The organism is Streptomyces sp. NBC_01304, assembly GCF_035975855.1.
Lineage (GTDB): Bacteria > Actinomycetota > Actinomycetes > Streptomycetales > Streptomycetaceae > Streptomyces.
Map to the genome: position 1 here is coordinate 8,979,535 of NZ_CP109055.1, position 20,328 is coordinate 8,999,862.

At 72.0% G+C, this 20,328-nt stretch carries 19 protein-coding genes; 11 read left to right on the forward strand and 8 right to left on the reverse strand.

Annotation, left to right across the window (positions count from 1 at the left end; genetic code table 11):
• Positions 1 to 149: 149 nt before the first annotated feature.
• The gene (locus tag OG430_RS39975) at positions 150 to 1,325 is read left to right on the forward strand and encodes an acyl-CoA dehydrogenase family protein (RefSeq protein ID WP_327357558.1); all 1,176 of its coding nucleotides are present in this window, start codon (positions 150 to 152) and stop codon (positions 1,323 to 1,325) included.
• Here the strand turns inward: OG430_RS39975 and OG430_RS39980 are convergent.
• Complete coding sequence (locus OG430_RS39980; RefSeq protein WP_327357559.1) at positions 1,288 to 1,623, reverse strand: hypothetical protein; 336 nt, start codon at positions 1,621 to 1,623, stop codon at positions 1,288 to 1,290. The genes OG430_RS39975 and OG430_RS39980 overlap by 38 nt on opposite strands.
• Before the next feature lie 209 nt (positions 1,624 to 1,832).
• Here OG430_RS39980 and OG430_RS39985 point away from each other — a divergent pair, with 209 nt between their 5' ends.
• On the forward strand, positions 1,833 to 2,951 hold the full coding sequence (locus tag OG430_RS39985; RefSeq protein ID WP_327357560.1) for a hypothetical protein: 1,119 nt from the start codon (positions 1,833 to 1,835) through the stop codon (positions 2,949 to 2,951).
• Between the two features lie 27 nt (positions 2,952 to 2,978).
• Positions 2,979 to 4,073, forward strand: a complete 1,095-nt coding sequence (locus OG430_RS39990) for a phosphotransferase family protein (protein WP_327357561.1) — start codon at positions 2,979 to 2,981, stop codon at positions 4,071 to 4,073.
• Between the two features lie 39 nt (positions 4,074 to 4,112).
• On the opposite strand, the gene OG430_RS39995 is transcribed toward OG430_RS39990, so the two are convergent.
• The gene (locus tag OG430_RS39995; RefSeq protein ID WP_327357562.1) at positions 4,113 to 4,556 is read right to left on the reverse strand and encodes a hypothetical protein; all 444 of its coding nucleotides are present in this window, start codon (positions 4,554 to 4,556) and stop codon (positions 4,113 to 4,115) included.
• Between the two features lie 510 nt (positions 4,557 to 5,066).
• Between OG430_RS39995 and OG430_RS40000 the strand changes: the two genes are divergently transcribed.
• From OG430_RS40000 to fxsA, 4 genes are all read left to right on the forward strand, one after another.
• Positions 5,067 to 5,507: an Lrp/AsnC family transcriptional regulator gene (locus OG430_RS40000; RefSeq protein WP_327357563.1), complete on the forward strand. Its 441-nt coding sequence runs from the start codon at positions 5,067 to 5,069 to the stop codon at positions 5,505 to 5,507.
• Between the two features lie 44 nt (positions 5,508 to 5,551).
• Positions 5,552 to 7,213 (forward strand): amidohydrolase, encoded by a 1,662-nt coding sequence (locus tag OG430_RS40005; protein WP_327357564.1) that lies wholly within the window; start codon positions 5,552 to 5,554, stop codon positions 7,211 to 7,213.
• A gap of 532 nt (positions 7,214 to 7,745) precedes the next feature.
• On the forward strand, positions 7,746 to 8,525 hold the full coding sequence (locus OG430_RS40010; RefSeq protein WP_327357565.1) for a polyprenol monophosphomannose synthase: 780 nt from the start codon (positions 7,746 to 7,748) through the stop codon (positions 8,523 to 8,525).
• Between the two features lie 71 nt (positions 8,526 to 8,596).
• Complete coding sequence (fxsA, locus tag OG430_RS40015; RefSeq protein ID WP_327357566.1) at positions 8,597 to 9,172, forward strand: FxsA family membrane protein; 576 nt, start codon at positions 8,597 to 8,599, stop codon at positions 9,170 to 9,172.
• Positions 9,173 to 9,468: 296 nt separating this feature from the next.
• Here the strand turns inward: fxsA and OG430_RS40020 are convergent, their stop codons facing one another.
• The 4 genes from OG430_RS40020 to yczE form a co-directional block, all read right to left on the reverse strand.
• Positions 9,469 to 9,846, reverse strand: a complete 378-nt coding sequence (locus OG430_RS40020; RefSeq protein WP_327357567.1) for an RNA polymerase-binding protein RbpA — start codon at positions 9,844 to 9,846, stop codon at positions 9,469 to 9,471.
• 255 nt (positions 9,847 to 10,101) lie between these two features.
• On the reverse strand, positions 10,102 to 11,457 hold the full coding sequence (locus OG430_RS40025; RefSeq protein WP_327357568.1) for an MFS transporter: 1,356 nt from the start codon (positions 11,455 to 11,457) through the stop codon (positions 10,102 to 10,104).
• A 47-nt stretch (positions 11,458 to 11,504) separates the two neighbouring features.
• Entirely contained in the window at positions 11,505 to 12,272 is a 768-nt protein-coding gene (locus OG430_RS40030) for a glycerophosphodiester phosphodiesterase (RefSeq protein WP_327357569.1), read from the reverse strand.
• A complete protein-coding gene (yczE, locus tag OG430_RS40035; RefSeq protein ID WP_327357570.1) occupies positions 12,269 to 12,994 on the reverse strand; it encodes a membrane protein YczE in 726 nt (241 codons plus the stop codon). The genes OG430_RS40030 and yczE overlap by 4 nt, the downstream gene beginning before the upstream one ends.
• Before the next feature lie 64 nt (positions 12,995 to 13,058).
• Here yczE and OG430_RS40040 point away from each other — a divergent pair, with 64 nt between their 5' ends.
• Complete coding sequence (locus OG430_RS40040; RefSeq protein ID WP_327357571.1) at positions 13,059 to 14,555, forward strand: SCO1417 family MocR-like transcription factor; 1,497 nt, start codon at positions 13,059 to 13,061, stop codon at positions 14,553 to 14,555.
• A 63-nt stretch (positions 14,556 to 14,618) separates the two neighbouring features.
• Here the strand turns inward: OG430_RS40040 and OG430_RS40045 are convergent, their stop codons facing one another.
• Together OG430_RS40045 and OG430_RS40050 are read right to left on the reverse strand one after the other, a co-directional pair.
• The gene (locus tag OG430_RS40045) at positions 14,619 to 16,193 is read right to left on the reverse strand and encodes a hypothetical protein (protein ID WP_327357572.1); all 1,575 of its coding nucleotides are present in this window, start codon (positions 16,191 to 16,193) and stop codon (positions 14,619 to 14,621) included.
• Positions 16,194 to 16,201: 8 nt separating this feature from the next.
• Positions 16,202 to 16,396 carry a hypothetical protein gene (locus OG430_RS40050; RefSeq protein WP_018534760.1) on the reverse strand — a complete coding sequence of 65 codons (195 nt, stop codon included), beginning with the start codon at positions 16,394 to 16,396 and terminating at the stop codon, positions 16,202 to 16,204.
• A 310-nt stretch (positions 16,397 to 16,706) separates the two neighbouring features.
• On the opposite strand from OG430_RS40050, the gene OG430_RS40055 reads away from it, so the two are divergent.
• The 3 genes from OG430_RS40055 to OG430_RS40065 all read left to right on the forward strand — a co-directional run bounded on the left by OG430_RS40055 (position 16,707) and on the right by OG430_RS40065 (position 20,095).
• Complete coding sequence (locus OG430_RS40055; protein ID WP_327357573.1) at positions 16,707 to 17,099, forward strand: ankyrin repeat domain-containing protein; 393 nt, start codon at positions 16,707 to 16,709, stop codon at positions 17,097 to 17,099.
• A gap of 286 nt (positions 17,100 to 17,385) precedes the next feature.
• Complete coding sequence (locus OG430_RS40060; RefSeq protein ID WP_327357574.1) at positions 17,386 to 18,795, forward strand: HEAT repeat domain-containing protein; 1,410 nt, start codon at positions 17,386 to 17,388, stop codon at positions 18,793 to 18,795.
• A gap of 175 nt (positions 18,796 to 18,970) precedes the next feature.
• Positions 18,971 to 20,095 carry a glycosyltransferase family 4 protein gene (locus tag OG430_RS40065; RefSeq protein ID WP_327357575.1) on the forward strand — a complete coding sequence of 375 codons (1,125 nt, stop codon included), beginning with the start codon at positions 18,971 to 18,973 and terminating at the stop codon, positions 20,093 to 20,095.
• Positions 20,096 to 20,328: the final 233 nt, after the last annotated feature.

Sequence of the window (20,328 nt, forward strand, 5' to 3'; positions counted from 1 at the left end):
GTCCTGGATCGGGCATACTCACAGCGCACAGCCGCTGGTCAGCCCGGTTCCGTGACCCGGAAAGGCGACCTCGGCCGAGCAGTCCGACGGCGACGGCGCCATACCCCTCCGCGTCCGCCGCAGTGCCCGACAGGAGGAGAGCGCCCGCCATGCCAGACCGCGCGCCGCACCAGCCGGTGGAACGTCAGCTGCCCACCGAGGAGGCCAGAGACCTGTTCGCGCTCGTGCGTGAGCTCGTCAAGGCCGAGATCGCGCCCAAGGCGGCCGAGGAGGAGGACGCCGGGCACTTCCCGCGCGAAGTCTTCACGCTGCTCTCGGAGTCCGGCCTGCTCGGATTGCCGTACGACTCCGAGTTCGGCGGCGGTGACCAGCCCTACGAGGTCTACCTCCAGGTGCTCGAAGAGCTCGCCGCCGCCCGCCTCACCGTGGGCCTCGGCGTCAGCGTGCACTCACTGGCCTGCCACGCCCTCGCCGGTTACGGCACCAAGGAGCAGCAGGCGGAGCATCTGCCCGCGATGCTCGGCGGCGGACTGCTCGGCGCGTACTGCCTCTCCGAGCCCGCCTCCGGCTCCGACGCGGCCTCGTTGCGCACGAAGGCCGTGCGGGACGACGACAGCTGGGTGATCACCGGCACCAAGGCCTGGATCACGCACGGCGGCCTGGCCGACTTCTACACGGTCCTGGCCCGCACCGGCGGCGAGGGCGCCCGCGGCATCTCCGCCTTCCTCGTGCCCGGCGACGCCGAGGGGCTGAACGCCGCGGCCCCCGAGAAGAAGATGGGCATGAAGGGCTCGCCCACCGCCCAGCTGCACTTCGACGGCGTCCGCGTCCAGGGCGCCCGGCGCATCGGCGAGGAGGGCCAGGGCTTCGCCATCGCCCTGTCCGCCCTCGACTCGGGCCGGCTCGGCATCGCGGCCTGCGCGATCGGCGTGGCCCAGGCGGCGCTGAACGAGGCGCTGGCGTACGCCACCGAGCGACAGCAGTTCGGCCGCCCCATCGCCGACTTCCAGGGCCTGCGCTTCATGCTGGCCGACATGGCCACCCAGATCGAGGCGGGCCGTGCGCTGTACCTCGCGGCGGCCCGGCTGCGCGACGCGGGCCGCCCGTTCTCCCGCCAGGCGGCGATGGCCAAGCTGTTCTGCACGGACCTCGCGATGCAGGTGACCATCGACGCCGTCCAGGTGCTCGGCGGGTACGGCTACACGCTGGACTTCCCCGTGGAGCGCTACATGCGCGAGGCCAAGGTGCTGCAGATCGTCGAGGGCACCAATCAGATCCAGCGCATGGTCATCGCACGTCACCTAGCGGGTCCCGACTCGCGCTGAAGTGCCCCTGGCTCGCACTGAACTGCCCCTGCGGCAGGTTGAACGGGATGGTCGAGCCGAACTGTCCCGTCCGCACGGTGGGCGCCGTGAGCCTGGCCCACTCCGGGTCGCGGCGCCCCGGCAGGGTCTTGCCCCTGCTCGCCCACAGGTGCAGCAGATCCCGGTAGATGGGCGGATCGGAGGGCCGGGTGTCCGGCCCCGCGTCGTGCCTGGCAGGCGCCTGCTGAACCGATTCTCCGGGGGTGGGGACATAGAGGGTGCGCCGGCGCCGGCCGATGGCCTCGTGCAAGGTGGTCATGCCCGGCAAACGCCGCGTATGGGCGGCGAGTCACCGCCCGCCCGATTCGCCCATCAGTTCACCGCGTGACCGTGTGCAGCCACCGGTGACACGAGTATGGCCTCCCGGCGGAGATCTGACGTACCGTCAACTCCGCCGCCCGGGGGGCCGGTACGCCCGCGTACTCCTCCGTGCGACGCCAACCACTGTGCGTCCAGGGAGGGTTTGCTGTGTCCGACGACCGCCCGGTCCCGCTCGACGAGTACCCGGTCCACCAGGTCCCGCTGTCGATGAAGTACGTCGCCACCGGTGACCGCAACGCCTACGACCGGTGCATCTTCCACCTCTTCGACCACGAGGGCCGGGCCCTGCTCATCCTCGGCCTCGGGGTCTACCCCAACATGGGGGTGATCGACGCCTACGCCACCTTGCGCAGGGGCGACACGCTCCATGCCGTACGCGCCTCGGACGCCCTCGGTGAGGACCGCATGAACCTCGCGGTCGGCCCGCTGAAGATCACCGTCGAGGAACCGCTCAAGCGACTGCGCCTGAGTTGCGAGGCCGACGGGCCCGACTCGCTCTCGTACGACATCACTTGGAGCGCCGACTTCCCGGCCGCCTGGGAGCCGCACCACGTGCAGCACAAGGGCGACCGCCTCACCCTCGAAGGCCGCCGCTTCGTACAGGCCGGCAGCGTCGAGGGCGTCATCCGCATCGGCGGCGAGGAGATACCCGTCGCCCGCGGCGAGTGGACCGGCACCCGCGACCGCAGCTGGGGCGTGCGGCCCATCCCCGGCGAGGAGGGCGGGCGCGGCGCTGAGGAGCACCGGACCGAGGGCTTCCACTGGCTCTGGGTGCCGATGCGCTTCGACGACCGCTTCGTCATGGTGATCGTCCAGGAGGACGCGGACGGCCACCGCACGCTGAATGAGGCGCTGCTCGTACGCAACGGGGAACGCGACGTCCAACTGGGCTGGCCCCAGGCCGACATCGCCTACCGCTCCGGCAGCCGCCACCCCGAGCGCGCCGTCATCCACCTCACCGACCGCGACCGCAAGCCCCTGGAGCTGGGCGTCGAGGTCCTCACCTCGTCCCCGCTCGCGGTGGGCGCGGGCTATCCGCCCTCCGACGACTGGCAGCACGGCACCTGGAAGGGGCGCGGCTGGAGCGACCGGCGCAGCTACGACCTCTCCGATCCGTCGGCCCATCCGATGGCCGCGTACGGCGTGATCGACCACGCCGCCCGGTTCACCCTCGACGGGCGGATCGGCTACGGCATCTTCGAGCACGGCAGCTTCGGCCGGCACGACCCCAGCGGGTTCACCGGCTTCGACTCGGTCGCCCCCTGAGCCCGCGTTCCTGAGAGGAGTCCGACCATGGCCACGGCACCCCGCCCCCGCACCACCACCCGCGACCCGGAGGAGCTCGCCCAGCGCCTCACGGCCTGGCTCGACGGCAGGCTGCCCGGCGCGAAGGTCACCGGAGTCACCGTCCCCGAGTCCAACGGCATGTCCAGCGAGACCCTGCTCTTCGACATCGAGCACCCCGAACCACCGCTGCGGGCCTGCGCGTTGCGGGTCGCCGCCGACCCGGCGGCGTACACGATCTTCCCGGTCTACGACCTGGACCGGCAGTACCGCACCATGAGCCTGGTCGCCGAGCACACCGACCTGCCGGTGCCCCGGGTGCGCTGGCTGGAGCAGGACCCCGGCCCGCTCGGGGCGCCCTTCTTCGTGATGGAGCGCGTCGACGGGCGCGTGCCGCCCGACGTCATGCCGTACACCTACGAGGGCAACTGGCTGCACTCCGCGAGCGACGAGGAACGCGCCGGACTGCAGGAGGCCAGCATCCGCGTCCTCGCCGCGCTGCACGACCAATTCCCCGTCACCGAGGCCGACTTCCTCGCCCTGCCCGGTGAGGGCAGCACGCTGCGCCGTCATGTCGCGGCCCAACGGGCCTACTACGCCTGGGTGGTGAAGGACCTCCCGGCCTCACCTCTGATCGAGACCGCCTTCGACCGGCTGGAGGAGGTCTGGCCCGACGACGAGGGTGAGGCGGTCCTCAACTGGGGCGACGCCCGGATCGGCAACATCATCTACGACGGCTTCGAACCGGCCGCCGTCCTCGACTGGGAGATGGCGGCACTCGCCCCGCGCGAGGTCGACCTCGGCTGGACGATCTATCTGCACCGCTTCTTCCAGGACTTGACCGTCAGCTTCGGCCAGGAGGGGCTGCCGGACTTCCTGCGCCGCGACGACATCGAGCGCAGGTATGCCGAACTGACCGGGCACACCCCGCGCGACATGGACTTCTACACGCTGTACGCCGCACTGCGGCACGCCGTCGTCATGCTGCGCGTCGCCTACCGGCAGGTGCACTTCGGTGAGGTCGCGGTCCCGGAGGATCCGGACAAGCTGATCCTGCACCACGCCTCGCTGGCGGCCATGGTGCAGGGCAGCTACTGGAGTTGAGCCGGAGCTGAAGTACGCAGTCGGGTGCGCCGCCGGCCGTCAGGCCGCGCGGCGCATCTGCGTGACCTTGATGGGGCGCGAGCCCGGACCGCCCACGTGCGAGAAGGGCTGGGTCCGCCAGTCGAGTCCCTGAGGGAGCGTCAACAGCAGGGCGGTGTCCTGCTCCTGGACTTCCATCGTCTCGTCCGCGGGCTCCGCGTCGTCCGCGAGGCGGCCGGTGCCGGAGCACACCTGCAGGCCGAACGGGTTCCACGGAGTGGGGCACTTGGCGTGCTCGGGCAGCACTTCCTCGTCCGCCAGAAGGGCGATGGGCTGAGCGCAGTCCGGGCAGATCACCCGGTACATCTCAAAGGTGTCGTACGCGTCGAGCTCGTCGTCCGCGGATGCGCCGGGTTCGACGCCCTCCGACTCGGGCTCGACCGCGTTCTCCGCGGTGTGCTGCCGACTTCGACCGGAGCGACCGGGGCGCTTAAGACTCTGCATGGGATCTCCCCCTCAGGTGGGCCGACAAGGCGCTGCGGCCTCGACCACAGCAAGCATTTCCCGCCACGCCACAGAGGTAATCACTCAGTTCGGCCCCACACCGAAACAGCCCTGTGGTGTTCGTCACATGCTGCTTGCAGATGCCGACAGACCCACCCAAGATCCACCCCGGAGCGGGCCCGCCGGATGCGCCTCGTCCGAGGTCAGATGCCGCCGGCGACGGCCGCGTACTGCTCCGCGCAGAACGCGATGAAGCCCACGCACGCCACGAATAGGGCGACGATGGCGATCAGGGCCACACGCTGCTTGGTCATCGGCTTCCTCGAGTTCCCACAGTTCGGCCGTTCCCGGCATCCGTACCGCCCGTCGATCCGGGCCCGTACAACATGGTCCGATCACCCCCAGAGCGGGACAACGGCCGTTCGACCCCGCTGCGCCGGGACGCCAAGGACCTTCGCCCGTACGGATCCCGGGTGTCCGCGGGGATCACGGCCCTGTAGGTTCTGCCATATGGAGGAGCTCGACCGTCAGATCGTGCAGCTGCTCGTCAAGGACGGGCGGATGAGCTACACCGACCTGGGCAAGGCCACGGGCCTGTCCACGTCGGCCGTGCACCAGCGGGTGCGCCGGCTCGAACAGCGGGGCGTCATCCGCGGCTATGCCGCGGTCGTCGACCCCGAGGCCGTCGGCCTGCCCCTGACGGCCTTCATCTCGGTGAAGCCCTTCGACCCGAGCGCCCCCGACGACATCGCCGAACGCCTCGCCGGAGTGCCGGAGATCGAGGCGTGTCACAGCGTGGCCGGGGACGAGAACTACATCCTCAAGGTCCGCGTCGCCACGCCCCTGGAGCTGGAGGACCTCCTCGCCAGGCTGCGCTCGCTGGCCGGCGTCTCCACCCGCACGACGGTCGTCCTGTCCACGCCGTACGAGGCGCGCCCGCCCCAGGTCTGACCCCAGGGACGGACCGGTGCCGCGAAGGCGCCAGACTGGTCCCCATGAGTCAGCGCGTCACCCCCTCCGCACCTTCGTCACCTCCCGAGCCGGACCACCGCACGGTCCTGCTGCGCGGCGGAGACATCCACAGCCCGGCCGACCCCTTCGCCACCGCGATGGTCGTCGAGCGCGGCCACGTCGCCTGGGTCGGCTCCGAAGGCGCCGCCGATGCCTTCTCGGACGGCGTCGACGAGGTCGTCGACCTCCAAGGGGCCCTGGTCACCCCGGCGTTCACCGACGCCCACGTCCACACCACGGCGACCGGCCTCGCCCTCACCGGCCTCGACCTGTCGGGCGCCCGCACCCTCGACGAGGCTCTTGCGCTCGTACGCGCCCACGCCGCCGCCCACCCGACGGACAAGGTCCTCCTCGGCCACGGCTGGGACGCCGCGCGCTGGCCCGAGCGGCGGCCCCCGTCGCGGGCCGAGCTGGACGAGGCGGCCCAGGGCCGCCCGCTCTACCTGACCCGGATCGACGTGCACTCCGCCGTGGTCACCACGGCCCTGCTCGACCAGGTCCCGGGCATCACGGACAAGGCCGGCTGGGAGGGCGACGCACCGCTCACCCAGGACGCCCACCACGCGGTACGTGCCGCCGCCCACGGCTCCGTCAGCGGGGCCCAGCGCGACGCCGCCCAGCGCACCGCGCTGCGGCACGCCGCATCCCTCGGGATCGGCTCGGTGCACGAGTGCGCGGGCCCCGACATCTCCAGCGAGGACGACCTCACCGGGCTGCTCCGGCTTGCCGCCGAGGAGCCGGGCCCGCGCGTCGTCGGCTACTGGGCCGAGCAGGTCACGAGCGCCGCCGACGCCGACCGCATCCGCGAACTGGGCGCCCTGGGCGCGGCGGGCGACCTCTTCGTCGACGGCGCGCTCGGCTCGCACACGGCGTGCCTGCACGAGTCGTACGACGACGCGCCGCACACCGGCACCGCCTACCTCGACGCCGACGCGGTCACCGCGCACGTCGTCGCGTGCACCGAGGCGGGCCTCCAGGCCGGCTTCCACGCGATCGGCGACGCGGCCGTCACCGCCGTCGTCGAGGGCGTCCGCGCCGCCGCCGAGAAGGTCAGCCTGCCCCGCGTCCGCGCCGCCCGGCACCGCGTCGAGCACGCCGAGATGCTCACCCCCGAGACCATCGCGGCCTTCGCGGAGCTCGGCCTCACTGCATCCGTCCAGCCGGCCTTCGACGCCCTGTGGGGCGGCGAGGACGGCATGTACGCCGAGCGGCTCGGCGCCGAACGTGCCCGGACCCTCAACCCCTTTGCGGTGATGCTGCGTTCGGGCGTTCCGCTGGCCTTCGGCTCGGACAGCCCCGTCACCCCCCTCGACCCGTGGGGCACCGTCAGGGCGGCCGCCTTCCACCACACGCCGGAGCACCGGATCTCCGTACGCGCGGCGTTCACCGCCCACACGCGCGGCGGCTGGCGCGTGGTCGGCCGTGACGACGCCGGCATCCTGGTGCCGGGCGCGCCTGCGGACTATGCGGTGTGGCGCGCGGACGAGCTGGTGGTGCAGGCCCCCGACGACCGCGTGGCCCGCTGGTCCACGGACCCCCGCTCGGGGACGCCGGGCCTGCCGGACCTCACCCCGGGCGGCCAACTCCCGGTCTGCCTGCGCACCGTGGTGTTCGGGCAGACGGTCTTCGTACGGCCGGACGAGTGATCCGGAAGAGTGGCGTGACGCCCGGGGCTGACGTCCCGGGCTGATCCGCGACCTGCGTTTTCCTCCGCGTTGACCTGCTGATTGAGCAAAACGCCGCAGGCCGGGCGACTGTTGACAGACGGCGGACCGCGGCCGGTAGGTTCGGCCGGGTCCACCACAGGACGTCCGACCGGAGAACCTGCACGCAGCCGTCGAACACCGCTGGGCCATGGGGGTGGGGCGCCGCACCGGCGCACCACCACTGGGAGCCAGGTCCAGCGCCCGTGCTCGGGGACCATGGCAGATCGCGCCGGCCGGCGGGTGGGACCCGGGTGGGGCCCGGACGCTCAGTAGACAACGGCTTTCGGTCGACCCGCAGCCAGCGGGCCCCAGGTCGGCCCGAAGGGCACCGGGCCCCGATCCGCAGCACTTCGCGCGACGCGCATTTCCGTGCGGCTGCCCGCCTCTTTCGACACCCCCACCCCCGGAGCTGCTGCTCCCGAGGGCGCTCCCACTATGGTGGACCCTCTGCGTACGGACTTAAGGGGCAGCAGTGAAGGACGGCGGGGAGCGGCAGTACGGCCCGCTCGGCACAGCTTTGGTGATCATTCCGACCTATAACGAGGCGGAGAACATCAAGCCGATCGTCGGGCGTGTCCGGGCCGCGGTGCCCGAGGCGCACATCCTTGTGGCGGACGACAACAGCCCCGACGGCACCGGCAAGCTCGCCGACGAGCTGGCGGCCGAGGACGACCAGGTCCACGTGTTGCACCGCAGGGGCAAGGAGGGCCTTGGGGCCGCCTACCTCGCGGGCTTCCAGTGGGGCATCGACAACGGCTACGGCGTACTCGTCGAGATGGACGCCGACGGCTCCCACCAGCCGGAGGAGCTGCCCCGGCTGCTCACCGCGCTGAAGGGCGCCGACCTGGTGCTCGGCTCGCGCTGGGTGCCCGGCGGACGGGTCGTGAACTGGCCCAAGTCGCGCGAGTTCATCTCCCGCGGCGGCAGCCTCTACTCGCGGACCCTCCTGGACGTCCCGCTGCGCGACGTCACCGGCGGCTACCGGGCGTTCCGCAAGGAGACCCTGCAGGGCCTCGGGCTCGACCAGGTCGCCTCGCAGGGCTACTGCTTCCAGGTCGACCTGGCCCGGCGCGCGATCAAGGCCGGCTTCCACGTGGTCGAGGTGCCCATCACCTTCGTCGAGCGCGAGCACGGCGACTCCAAGATGAGCAAGGACATCCTGGTCGAGGCGCTGTGGCGGGTCACCGCCTGGGGCGTCACGGAGCGCGTGGGCCGCGTGAGCCGCGCCCTCAACAAGAAGCCCGCTCGCTGATCCCACCGGCGGCCCCCCGAAATGATCACCCCCTTACGCCGCACGGATGCCCTACGCGGCACACTGGGGTCATGACGACCGGAACCCCGCCGCCGAACGCCCGCCCGGCCCGGCGCTCCCGCCTGCGTACGTTCCTGCCGCTCGGCATCGCCGCCTGGCTGGTGCTGGAGATCTGGCTGCTGACCGTGGTCGCCTCGGCCGCGGGCGGGCTGACCGTGTTCCTGCTGCTCCTCGCGGGCGTGGTGCTGGGCAGCGTGGTCATCAAGCGGGCCGGCCGCCGGGCCTTCAAGACCCTGAGCGAGCAGCTCCAGCAGGCACAGAGCGGCGTCCCGCCCACGGCCCCCGAGCGGGGCACCGGGAACGGGCTGACGATGCTCGGCGGTCTGCTCCTGATGCTGCCGGGCCTGATCTCCGACGCGCTCGGCCTGCTTTGCCTGCTGCCGCCGGTCCGCAAGGTGGTCGGGAAGTACTCGCAGCGCACCTTCGAGCGCAAGCTCAGCACAGCGACCCCGGGGAGCTTCGAGAACGCCTTCCAGCAGGCGCGCATCCACCGCCCGGACGGCAAGGTCGTCCAGGGCGAGGTCATCCGCGAGGACGCCACACAGCCCCGTCAGGAGCCGGGCCCGCGCCCGCCGCTGACGCCGTAAGCGGTCAAGCTGGTTCTCTGGCTCCGTCCGCCCGGGAATCTCGCCTCCCCCTCTGGGTTGGATCTGCCGCCTTCCGGGGCACATCCGCAGGTCCGGCAAAAATCAGCCCCTCCGGCGTTTGAGGAGCGGGGGCCGGGGCGGAGCCCCGTGTCGTGACGCGGGTCCGGCCCCACTACGAACGCCGGGACCAGCCCCACTACGAACGCGAGGCGAACGCAAAACTGCCGGAGGGCGGCCCACACCAGGTGTGGACCGCCCTCCGGCAGTTGCTGAGACCTCGCCGTCGCCGGCCAGGCTTACGCGGACTTCTTGCGCGTATCGCGCGGATGCACCGCGATGTTCATGGCACCGGAGCGCAGGACGGCCAGGCGTTCGGCCAGGACCTCCTCCAGCTCCTCGCGAGTGCGTCGCTCCATGAGCATGTCCCAGTGCGTACGCGCGGGCTTGCCCTTCTTCTCTTCGGGACCATCGCCGTCAACGAGAAGTGCCTGGGCCCCGCAGACCTTGCACTCCCACTCCGGCGGGATTTCCGCCTCCACCGAGAAGGGCATCTCAAAGCGATGGCCCTTCTCGCATGCGTACTCCACGGCCTGGCGCGGAGCCAAGTCGATGCCGCGGTCGGTCTCGTAGCTGGTCACCACGAGGCGCGTGCCGCGTAGAGCTCGCTCACTCATGAATCGTGCCTCCCGGGCTTGTCGCCCACAGGACAGGTGTCGCTGTCGTCGTCATCCGGTCAACGTCCGGTCGGCGTGAAAGATTCCCGTTACGGGTAATGCTCGCCGTCGTAGCCGCCCCTTGTTGTACCCACCAGCGCCCGCTTTGTCACATCTGGCAAGCAGATGTCACCCAGCGATTCGCCTTCTTTAACGTGCAGTAACGCTCCGCCTGGCAGGCCAAAGGCGTACACTACCGGCCTTTGCCTTCCGGGGCTAAATCCGGTCCGGCACGGGATTGCCCGCGGCCTGCACCGCTCGCCGTACCGGGACCCGTGCCAGGAGCAGGAATCCCAGGACGAAGAAGACCACAAGCGACACGATCGCGTCCCGGTAACTGCCGGTCAGCTGGTACGTGAGACCGAAGATCAACGGGCCCAGCCAGCTCATGCCCCGGTCACTCATCTCGTACGCCGAGAAGTACTCGGCCTCCTTGCCCTGCGGCACCAGATGCGAGAACAGCGAGCGCGAGAGCGCCTGCGTGCCGCCGAGGACGATGCCGATCCCGGCGGCCAGGACGAAGAACCACACGGGTGCCCCGGCGGGCAGGAAGTAACCCGCGCCGATCGTCAGCGTCCATGCCACGAGCGAGCCGAGAATTGTGCGCTTGGCGCCGTACACCCGGGCGAGTCGTCCCATGCCGAGCGCCCCGGCCACGGCGAGCAGCTGCACGAGGAGCACCGCGACGATGAGCGTGGTCTGCTCCAGGCCCAGTTCCTCCGAGCCGTAGATCGAAGCCTGCGAGATCACCGTCTGTACGCCGTCGTTGTAGACGAGGTAGGCCAGCAGGAACGCCAGCGTGAGGGGATGCCGGCGCATGTCCCGCAGGGTCGTCATCAGTTGCCGCCACCCGCTGCCGACCGGAGCGGCGTCCTCGTGCGCGGCCACTCGGCGGTCCCGCAAACGGCGCAGCGGCACCAGGGTGAAGGCGCCCCACCACACGCCGGCCGAGGCGAGACAGATGCGTACCGCCGCCGCCTCGGACAGGCCGAAGCTGTCATGGGCCGAATAGAGCACCAGATTCAGTACGAGGACCAGGGCGCCGGCCGCGTAGCCGAAGGCCCAGCCCCGCGAGGAGACGGCGTCGCGCTCCTCGGGTTCGGCGATCTGTGGCAGGAAGGAGTTGTAGAGCACCATCGAGACCGCGAGCGAGGCATTGGCGACGATCAGCAGCAATCCGCCGAGCAGATAGCGGTCGCCGCTCAGGAAGAACATCCCGGCCGTCGCGGCGGCGCCCACGTAGGCGGCCGTTCCGAGCAGCGGCTTCTTGCGGCCCGTGCGGTCCGCGAGCGCACCCGCCAGCGGCATCACGAAGATCGACAGGATCACGGACGCCGACACGGAGTACGCGAAGAAGGAGCCTGCGCGGACCGGGATGCCCAGGGGGTGCACGAAGCCGTCGGCGTCGGCGGCCGCCTTGGCGACCGACGTCAGATAGGGCCCGAGGAACACCGTGAGCACGCTCGTCGAATAGACCGAGCAGGCCCAGTCGTAGACGTACCAGCCCCGCTGCTCCCGCCGCCGTTCGGCGACGCCTTCCTCAGCCGTCGCCCCCACGGTGTCCGCGCCCACCCGTGTCCCCTTGCCGTCCCCGTGACCCGAGCGCCCCGGTACCGGGGTCAGTCCCAGGCGCCGCGCTCCTTCAACACCTCGATCAGAGTGCCGAGATGATCGGTCATGATGCCATCCACCCCGAGGTCGAGGAGGGCGGCCATCCGCTCGCGGTCGTTGACCGTCCAGACGTGCACCTGCAGACCCAGGGCGTGCGCGGTCTTCACGAAGCGGTGGTCGACGACGCGGATGCCCGACTGGCTCTCCGGCACCTGGGCGGCCACGGCGGAGCGGCGCAGGGCGGCCGGGATGCCGTACGAGCGCAGCCGCAGGCCCACGACGCCCCGGGTGCCGAACGAGGTCGCCAGGCGCGGACCGGCCAGGCGCTGGGCCCGGGCGACGCGGGCCTCGGAGAACGAGCCGACGCACACGCGGTCCCAGGCGCCGGTGCGGCGGATCAGGTCGAGCAGGGGGTGAAGGGCGGGCTCGGCCTTGACGTCGACATTCCAGCGGGCCTCGGGGAAGGCCTCCAGGAGGTCCTCGAAGAGCGGCATGGGCTCACTGCCCGCCACGCGCGCGTGGCGCACGTCGCTCCACTTCAGGTCGGCGATGCGGCCGCCGGCGTCCGTCACGCGGTCGAGGGTCGCGTCGTGGAACGCCACGAGCCGGCCGTCGGCCGTGGCGTGCACATCGGTCTCCAGATAGCGGTAGCCGGAGTCGACCGCGCGCCGGAAGGCGGCCGCGGTGTTCTCCAGGCCGTCGGCCGCCCCGCCGCGATGGGCGAAGGCGAGCGGTCCGGGGTGGTCCAGATAGGGGTGGCGTATGCGCGGGCTCACCGCCGCAGTATCGCCCGCTTCGGTGGCGAGGCGGCGACCACGGTGCTGCGGCCGTCCGCCGAGGGGATGGCGAACATCCGTAGGAAGAGCTGGGCGAGCGGCCCGATGGCGAGCGCGTACGCGACCGTGCCGATGCCGACGGTGCCGCCGAGTACGAAGCCCGTGGCCACCACCGCGACCTCGATCGCGGTGCGCATCAGCCGGATCGAGCGGCCGGTGACCTGGTGCAGGCCGGTCATCAGGCCGTCCCGGGGGCCGGGGCCGAAACGGGCGGAGATGTAGAGGCCCGTGGCGACGCCGTTGAGGAGGATGCCGCCGACCACGAGGGGGATGCGCAGCCCCAGACCGTGTGCGTCCGGAACGAGCGCGAGCGTGCCGTCCATCGCGATGCCGACCACGAAGACGTTGGAGACCGTGCCGAGGCCGGGCCGCTGGCGCAGCGGAATCCACAGGAGCAGGACCGCAGCCCCGACGAAGATCGAGACAACGCCGATGGTCATCCCGGTCCGCTCGGCGATCCCCTGGTGCAGCACGTTCCACGGCTCCAGGCCGAGGCCGGAACGTACGAGCAGCGCCGAGCTCGCGCCGTACAGGGCCAGACCGATGTACAGCTGCAGCAGACGACGGGTGAGCCGTGAGCGCGGCGGGGTCGGTGTGGCCCCTGTTGCGGTCCCGGATGCGGACAAGGTGTGCCCCCTGATGGTGTGAGTGGCCCGACCCATGCCACTCTGTGGCTTGGAATGTGTGGCCAACCATGGCCAATTTGAGGAAGGTGGACTGGTCGACATGGCGCAGTGGACTTCTGCGGTGGGCTCCACCCAGCTTGCCCGACTCATCAAGTCACAGGAAGACCGTCCCGCGGGCCCGGGCACCCGCCGCCCGCCCGCCTACCGGGCCCTCGCCGACGGCATCCGGCTCCTCGTCCTCGAGGGCCGTGTCCCGGTCGCCGCGAGGCTGCCCGCCGAGCGCGAGCTCGCGCAGGCGCTCACGGTGAGCCGGACGACGGTGGCCGCCGCGTACGAGGCGCTGCGCGGCGAGGGGTTCCTGGAGTCGCGCAGGGGAGCCGGGAGTTGGACCGCCGTCCCGGCCGGAAATCCGCTGCCCGCGCGGGGCCTCGAACCGCTGCCGCCCGAGTCGCTCGGCTCCATGATCGACCTCGGCTGTGCCGCCCTGCCCGCCCCCGAGCCCTGGCTCACCCGGGCCGTGCAGGGCGCCCTCGAGGAGCTGCCGCCGTACGCCCACACGCACGGCGACTACCCGGCCGGGCTGCCCGCGCTGCGCCAGATGATCGCCGACCGGTACACGGAGCGCGGCATTCCGACGATGCCCGAGCAGATCATGGTCACCACCGGGGCCATGGGCGCGATCGACGCCATCTGTCATCTGTTCGCGGGGCGCGGTGAGCGGATCGCCGTCGAGTCGCCTTCGTACGCCAACATCCTCCAGCTCATGCGCGCGGCCGGCGCCCGCCTTGTGCCCGTGGCCATGGCGGAGGGGCTGAGCGGCTGGGAGTTGGACCGCTGGCGGCAGGTGCTGCGGGACGCGGCGCCCCGACTGGCCTATGTCGTCGCCGACTTCCACAACCCGACCGGGGCGCTGCCGGACGACGACCAGCGCCGCCAGCTCGTGGACGCGGCGCGCGGGGCGGGCACGGTGCTCATCGTCGACGAGACGATGTCCGAGATGTGGCTCGATCCCGGGCTCGAACTGCCGCGCCCCGTCTGTTCCTTCGACCCGGCGGGTTCCACGGTCATCACGGTCGGCTCGGTGAGCAAGGCCTTCTGGGCGGGGATGCGCATCGGCTGGGTGCGGGCGGCTCCCGACGTGGTCCGGTCGCTGGTTGCGGCGCGCGCGTACGCGGACCTGGGTACGCCCGTCGTGGAGCAGCTCGCGGTCAACTGGCTGTTCAGTACGGGGGGTTGGCAGGCCGCGGTCGACCTTCGGCGGATCCAGGCCAGGGAGAACCGGGACGCGCTGGTCGCCGCGGTGCGCCGGGAGCTGCCCGACTGGGAGTTCGAGGTGCCCGGCGGCGGCCTGACGCTGTGGGTGCGCGCGGGCGGGCTGTCAGGGTCGCGCCTTGCCGAGGTGGGGGAGCGGGTCGGGGTGCGGGTGCCCTCGGGGCCGCGGTTCGGGGTGGACGGGGCCTTCGAGGGGTATGTGCGGCTGCCGTTCACGGTGGGCGGGCCGCTGGCCGACGAGGCGGCGTCGCGGCTCGCGGCCGCTGCCCGGCTGGTGGTGTCCGGGGCGGGGACGGGTGCCGAGCCGCGGACGTTCGTGGCGTGACGTGACGTGAAGCGGCCGGTCCGGGGGGGTCCTCGGACACCCCGGACCGGCCGACGGATTCGCTCAGCCCTCCGCGGCCACCACCGCGGGCTCCGCATCCGCCACCGGCCCGCTGTGCGGCGGCAGCAGTTCCAGGACCGCCTGCCGGTGGGCCTCGCTGGTCGCGTCGTCGAACGGGTCGGGCGTGGCCGGGACCTGCAGCCGGAGCGCCGGACCCGTGCCCAGGCGGGCGTAGCCCCGGCCCGGCGGCACCTCGGGCGTGGGCGTCGTGTGCGGCTCGATGCCGAGCACGGCCTGGACGTGCGCCGGGGAGGCGGGGCCGAGCACCACGCGCGCGCGGGTGTGCTGACGTACCGCATCGCTGAGCGCGTCCACGCTGTCGAACTGCTCGGCCACCACGACGGTCACATTGGCCGCCCTGCCGTGCCGCAGCGGCACCTGCAGCAGCGCCTGCGGATCGCTGCGCCCGTCCGCCGCGGCCAGGTGGCCGAGCGCGCTCGGGCGGTCGAGGAGGATCCACAGCGGACGCCGGGTGTCCTCCGGCGGCGCCTGGCCCGCCTGCCGGGCCCGGTTGGCCGCGATCAGCCGGCGCTCGGTCTCGTGCGCCGCCCATTCCAGGCTGGCGAGCGCCCCGGCCAGTCCGCACTCGACGGCGAGGACGCCGCTGCGGCCGGTCAGGCAGGCGTACTCACCCGTTCCGCTGCCCTCGACGATCAGCAGATCGCCGTGCTGCAGGGCCTGCAGGGCGATAGAGCGCATCAGAGTCGTGGTGCCGCTGCCCGGCTGGCCCACGACCAGCAGATGAGGCTCGGTGGAGCGGATCCCGGTGCGCCAGACCACCGGCGGCACATCGCGCCGGTCGTCGCCGTCGGCCACCGGCAGCGTGCGCTGCACGGCGGTCCCGTCGGTGAAGCCGAGCACGGTCTCGCCGGGGGACGTCACGAACCGCTGGGCGGCGATGTCCGTGGGCAGCGGGGGCAGGACGGTGACGGAGAGCTGGTTGCCCTCCTCGTCCCACGCGAAGTGGTATTCGCGCCCCCGCCCCGACTTGGCGTGCAGCAGCTGCTCGATGCGGGCCCGGGACGAGGCCTCGCCATCGGTGAAGTAGGCCGGGTAGCGCAGCACCAGGCTGGTGATGCGGCCGTTCCCGTCGAACGCGAAGTCGCCGAAGGCCTTGTCCCACTCGCCGCCGTGGGCGTAGAGCGGGCTCGGGTCCTCGGCCACCGAGAAGTAGGGCACGAGCGCCTCGTAGAGCGCCTGCAGCCGTGCCGTCTGCGCCTCGTCGGGACCCGTCGGCTCCTCTTCGCGGACGTCACGGCCCTTCCACGCGGCCGCCCCCATGAGGGAGACGAGCGCGAGGATCGGACCGTACGGGATGAGCGCCACGACGAGGACGCACGAGGCCACCAGGAACAGCAGTGGACCGCGCCGGTCCTTGGGGGTCTCGGTCCACTTGCGCCGCCCGGCTCCGGCGAGGCGGCGCAGTCCGCGTGTGATCGTGATCAGCGGGTGGAGGACATCGGTGGCGCTGTCGGCGGCCGTACGCGCCAGCTCCCGGCTGCGCGTGATCGAGGCCCTGCCTCGGGCGATCGATGCGCTGCCGCTGGTCAGAATGCGAGGGAGTGGTCGCCTGGCCACACGTTCTCCTAGAACTTGATTCCGCCGAGGAGGCTGGCCAGGCTCGCGCCGCCCGCCTTGATGCTCGGGGCGATGGCCGTGCCCGCGAGGTAGAACCCGAACAGTGCGCAGACCAGCGCGTGCGAGGCCTTGAGTCCGTCTTTCCGGAAGAAGAGGAAGACGATGATTCCGAGCAGCACGACGCCCGAGATGGACAGAATCATGAGGGTTCTCCTGGTAGCGGGGGGACAGTCACCATGAGTTCTTCCAGGCTCACAGCATGTATCCATAAGATAAAAGGTGCAACTGGGTGAATTTCGGGAAGTTTCGCCCGACTGGTCGAGGGTGGTTGAGCCATCTGCGAAGGGGAAAACGTGCCAGAGGTGATCTTTGCCTCGGTCGTCTCCCGTCATGTGCTCGGGCGGGCAGTACTCTGGCGATTCACTCTTACGGCCGACACCGGTCGGCAAGCCTGTGAGCAGCACGTACGCATGACATACGCCCCGAGAGAACCAAGAAAGGTGGGACCTGCCGATGACTGAAGCACCCGATCCGGAGGTCGTGGAGCTCGCCACGAAGATCTTCGATCTGGCGCGGCAGGGCGAGACCGAGGCGCTTGCCGCGTACGTCGACGCGGGCGTGCCGGTGGATCTCACCAACGACAAGGGCGACACGCTTGTCATGCTCGCCGCCTACCACGGCCATGCCGCGGCGGTCGGTGCCCTCCTGGAGCGCGGCGCGGACGCCAACCGCGCCAACGACCGGGGGCAGACCCCGCTCGCCGGTGCCGTCTTCAAGGGCGAGGACGCCGTGATCAAGGCCCTGCTCGCCGGTGGCGCCGACCCGGCCGCGGGAACGCCGTCGGCGGTGGACACGGCCCGGATGTTCCAGAAGGCCGAGCTCCTGGAGCTCTTCGGAGCCCACTGAGGCGCCGCACGGGGGGGCAGGTGAAGGCCGGGCGCGGGGGGCGCCGGAAATCTGGTCGCGGTGGCCGGAACGGCTGGGTCATCATGACGACGTGATTCACGGACACGACCGCTGGGCAGATGCCGCAGCACGCGGACCGTGAACGGCCCGCTCGGGCCCCCGACGAGAGGCAGCGAAAGATGAGTGGCAACAAGCAAGAGACGACGGGCAGCCGCACGTGTTGTTGCGCCGGCAGGTAATCGCGATCCCCCCTGTTGCGTCGACAGCTTGATGTGAGGCTCATTCCATGTTCGACACCGTCATAGCGCCCAGCGGCACGCTGCTCGGCCTGCTCCAGCGGGGGCGGGGCGACGGCACACTGCACGCGCTCACCGCGCCTCGTGCCGAGGCCCTCGCCGCCCTGAACCACTGTGTGCTGAACGACCCCCGCCACGACTGGCAGGTGGAGAACCGCTCGCTGTACTACGCACGGCTCTACCTCGATCTGCACGGCGGCATCGAGGAGATCGAACGTCACCTGTTCGACGCCGAGGACGTGCTCGACACCGAGGAGTCACGCACGGGCCTCGCGCTCGCGGTCCTCGGCCACCTCGCCGCCTACGGCCGCGGTGACGCCCTGGCGCTCCTTCGCCGGTACGCCGCCACGGGCAGCAACTGGGCCTGGGCCCTCGACGAACTCGCCCTGCGCGACGGCGACTCGGGCCTGCGGGCCCTCGCCGAACCCGTCCTTGCCAGATTCCCCCGTACCCCCGAGGGCGAGACCGAGCTCGCCGCGGCCGTGCGCGACGCCTTCGAGCCCAGGCCCTGGCGGCTGTGGGCCGACGATCCGCGCGAGGCCGTCGCCACCCGCGTACGGTCGGCGAAGGAGCAGGGCTCCTTCGACCAGTGGCAGCGGCAGATGCGACCTACCGGGCCACGACCCGGGTGGAGCGTCCGCGCGGTCTTCGACTGGGCCGAGGAGGCCGTCGAGCGCGGCGCCGGGATGCACGTGCCCGCCGCCCGCTGCCTGGCCGCCGTCGCCGGCCCCCGCAACCGGCCCGAGATCATCGAGACCGCCCGCAACGGACTCGACGGCGCCCGCAGCACGGCATTGCGCTACCTCGCCGACACCGAGGATCCCGACGTACTGGATCTGATCGAGACGGCCGTCTCGGACGGCACCTCGGCTGTCGTGGACGCCGCCGTCGACGCCTTCGAGCGGATGCAGGGCGACAACGCCGTGGACCGCGCCCGGAGTTGGGTGCACCGACCCGACGCGCTCGGCGCCGCGGCCGGCCGGGTACTCGCCTGCCGGGGCGGCGCCCAGGACGCCACGCTCGTCCTCGCCGCACTGCGCGAGGCGGTACGAGGCGAAGGCGCCGACGCCCCCACCCTGTGGACCCTGGTCGACGGCACCGGCCGGCTCGGCATCTGCATCGCCGCGCCCGTCCTGCGCCACGTCTACCGCGAGACCGGCTCCTCGCACCTGCGGGGCCGCGCCGCACGCGCCCTGGCCGTCACCGACCCCTCGTTCGCCGCAGGCTTCGCCGTCGAATGCCTGTGGGACTGCGAGGAGTCCACCCGCGAGGTCGCCGCACGGCACGCCGAGACCGGTGATGCCCGCGTGGTCGACCAACTCCGCCGCCTGGCCGCCGATCCGGCCGAGGAGGACGAGGTGCAGACCGCGGTACGCAGCCGGATCGGGCCCGACGCCTGAGCCGCTGAAGTGCCCCGGAAAGGGGCCGGACCCTGCTGGTCGGGCGCAGTTCAGGAAGCGGACCACCGCCCGATGGCTGCCGGGCCCGCCAGGGGCCCGGAACGCTCATGGGACGTTCCTCGCCAGGAAAGATCGACGTTGACGCGGCCACGCCGCGGCCGACGACAACACGGGTATGCGTGTTGCCATCGTCACCGAATCCTTCCCGCCCGACGTCAACGGCGTGGCGCACTGCGCCGTGCAGACCGCCCGCCACCTGGTCAGGCGCGGTCATGACCCCCTCGTCATCGCTCCGGCCATGGCCGCCGGAGCCGAGGAACACACCGCCGGACCCTGTCCCGTGGTCCGCATCCCCTCGCTGCCGCTGCCCGGCTATCCACAGGTGCGGGTGGCACTGCCGAGCCGCCGGGTGGCCGCCGCGCTGAGCGCGCACCGGGCCGAACTCGTCCATCTGGCAAGCCCCTTCATCCTCGGCGTGCGCGGCATGACGGCTGCCGCGCGGCTCGGCATTCCGGCCGTCGCCGTCTACCAGACGGATCTCGCGGGATACGCCCGTACGTACGTGGGTGCGGGTGAGGCCGCCGCCTGGCGCCGCATCCGGGGCGTGCACCGGGCCGCCGATCGCACCCTCGCTCCGTCGACGGCCGCGCTGCGCGACCTGGCCGCGCACGGGGTGCCCCGGCTCAGCCTGTGGCCCCGTGGCGTGGACGCCGTCCGCTTCCGGCCCTCGTGTCGGGATGAGGCGCTGCGCCGGGAGGTCGCGCCCGACGGCGAGCTCGTCGTCGGCTACGTGGGGCGGCTCGCCCCGGAGAAGCGGGTCGAACTGCTCGCCGGGGCCTGCTCGTTGGACGGCGTACGCGTGGTGATCGTCGGCGACGGGCCGAGCGAGGCCGCGCTGCGCGGGCAGTTGCCGGGCGCGGTCTTCCTCGGCCGGCGCACCGGCTCCGAGCTCGCCCGGATCTTCGCCTCGCTCGACCTCTTCGTGCACACCGGGCCCTACGAGACCTTCTGCCAGACCGTGCAGGAGGCCATGGCCAGCGGGGTGCCCGTGGTGGCACCTGCCGCGGGCGGCCCGCTCGACCTCGTCGCGCCGGGCCGGACCGGGCTGCTCGTCCCACCGGGGGATGCGGCCGCCGTACGCGATGCGGTGTGGGCACTCGCGGCGGATCCGCAGCTGCGGGCCGCGTACGGGCGGGCCGGGCGGGCCGCGGTGCTCGGCCGGACCTGGGAGGCCGTGGGGGATCAGCTGATCGAGCACTATGCGGAGGTTCTGGACGCGCGGGTGGTGAGGGCGGCATGAGGGCTTCCGTGCAGTCCGGGCTGCGCGTCTCTGAGGCGGGGCGGGCCTGGCCGGCGCTGAGGGGTCGGCGGATTGAGCATTACGGCGATGTCCTTGCGGCGCGGGTGGTGAGGGCTGATGCGACGACCGGGCTGCCGGCAGTTGTGGCGGGGCGGAACCGGCGAGCGGTGGGGGATCGGCGAGCGGTGGGGGGATCGGCTGATCGCGTACTGCGTGGAGGTTCTGGACGCGCG

What these genes read in the sequence shown, in the direction of transcription:
- OG430_RS39975 (WP_327357558.1), top strand. Translation starts at nt 150, where the DNA reads ATGCCAGACCGCGCGCCGCACCAGCCGGTGGAACGTCAGCTGCCCACC.
- OG430_RS39980 (WP_327357559.1), bottom strand. Translation starts at nt 1,623, where the DNA reads ATGACCACCTTGCACGAGGCCATCGGCCGGCGCCGGCGCACCCTCTAT.
- OG430_RS39990 (WP_327357561.1), top strand. Translation starts at nt 2,979, where the DNA reads ATGGCCACGGCACCCCGCCCCCGCACCACCACCCGCGACCCGGAGGAG.
- OG430_RS39995 (WP_327357562.1), bottom strand. Translation starts at nt 4,556, where the DNA reads ATGCAGAGTCTTAAGCGCCCCGGTCGCTCCGGTCGAAGTCGGCAGCAC.
- OG430_RS40000 (WP_327357563.1), top strand. Translation starts at nt 5,067, where the DNA reads ATGGAGGAGCTCGACCGTCAGATCGTGCAGCTGCTCGTCAAGGACGGG.
- OG430_RS40005 (WP_327357564.1), top strand. Translation starts at nt 5,552, where the DNA reads ATGAGTCAGCGCGTCACCCCCTCCGCACCTTCGTCACCTCCCGAGCCG.
- fxsA (WP_327357566.1), top strand. Translation starts at nt 8,597, where the DNA reads ATGACGACCGGAACCCCGCCGCCGAACGCCCGCCCGGCCCGGCGCTCC.
- OG430_RS40020 (WP_327357567.1), bottom strand. Translation starts at nt 9,846, where the DNA reads ATGAGTGAGCGAGCTCTACGCGGCACGCGCCTCGTGGTGACCAGCTAC.
- yczE (WP_327357570.1), bottom strand. Translation starts at nt 12,994, where the DNA reads ATGGGTCGGGCCACTCACACCATCAGGGGGCACACCTTGTCCGCATCC.
- OG430_RS40040 (WP_327357571.1), top strand. Translation starts at nt 13,059, where the DNA reads ATGGCGCAGTGGACTTCTGCGGTGGGCTCCACCCAGCTTGCCCGACTC.
- OG430_RS40050 (WP_018534760.1), bottom strand. Translation starts at nt 16,396, where the DNA reads ATGATTCTGTCCATCTCGGGCGTCGTGCTGCTCGGAATCATCGTCTTC.
- OG430_RS40055 (WP_327357573.1), top strand. Translation starts at nt 16,707, where the DNA reads ATGACTGAAGCACCCGATCCGGAGGTCGTGGAGCTCGCCACGAAGATC.
- OG430_RS40060 (WP_327357574.1), top strand. Translation starts at nt 17,386, where the DNA reads ATGTTCGACACCGTCATAGCGCCCAGCGGCACGCTGCTCGGCCTGCTC.
- OG430_RS40065 (WP_327357575.1), top strand. Translation starts at nt 18,971, where the DNA reads ATGCGTGTTGCCATCGTCACCGAATCCTTCCCGCCCGACGTCAACGGC.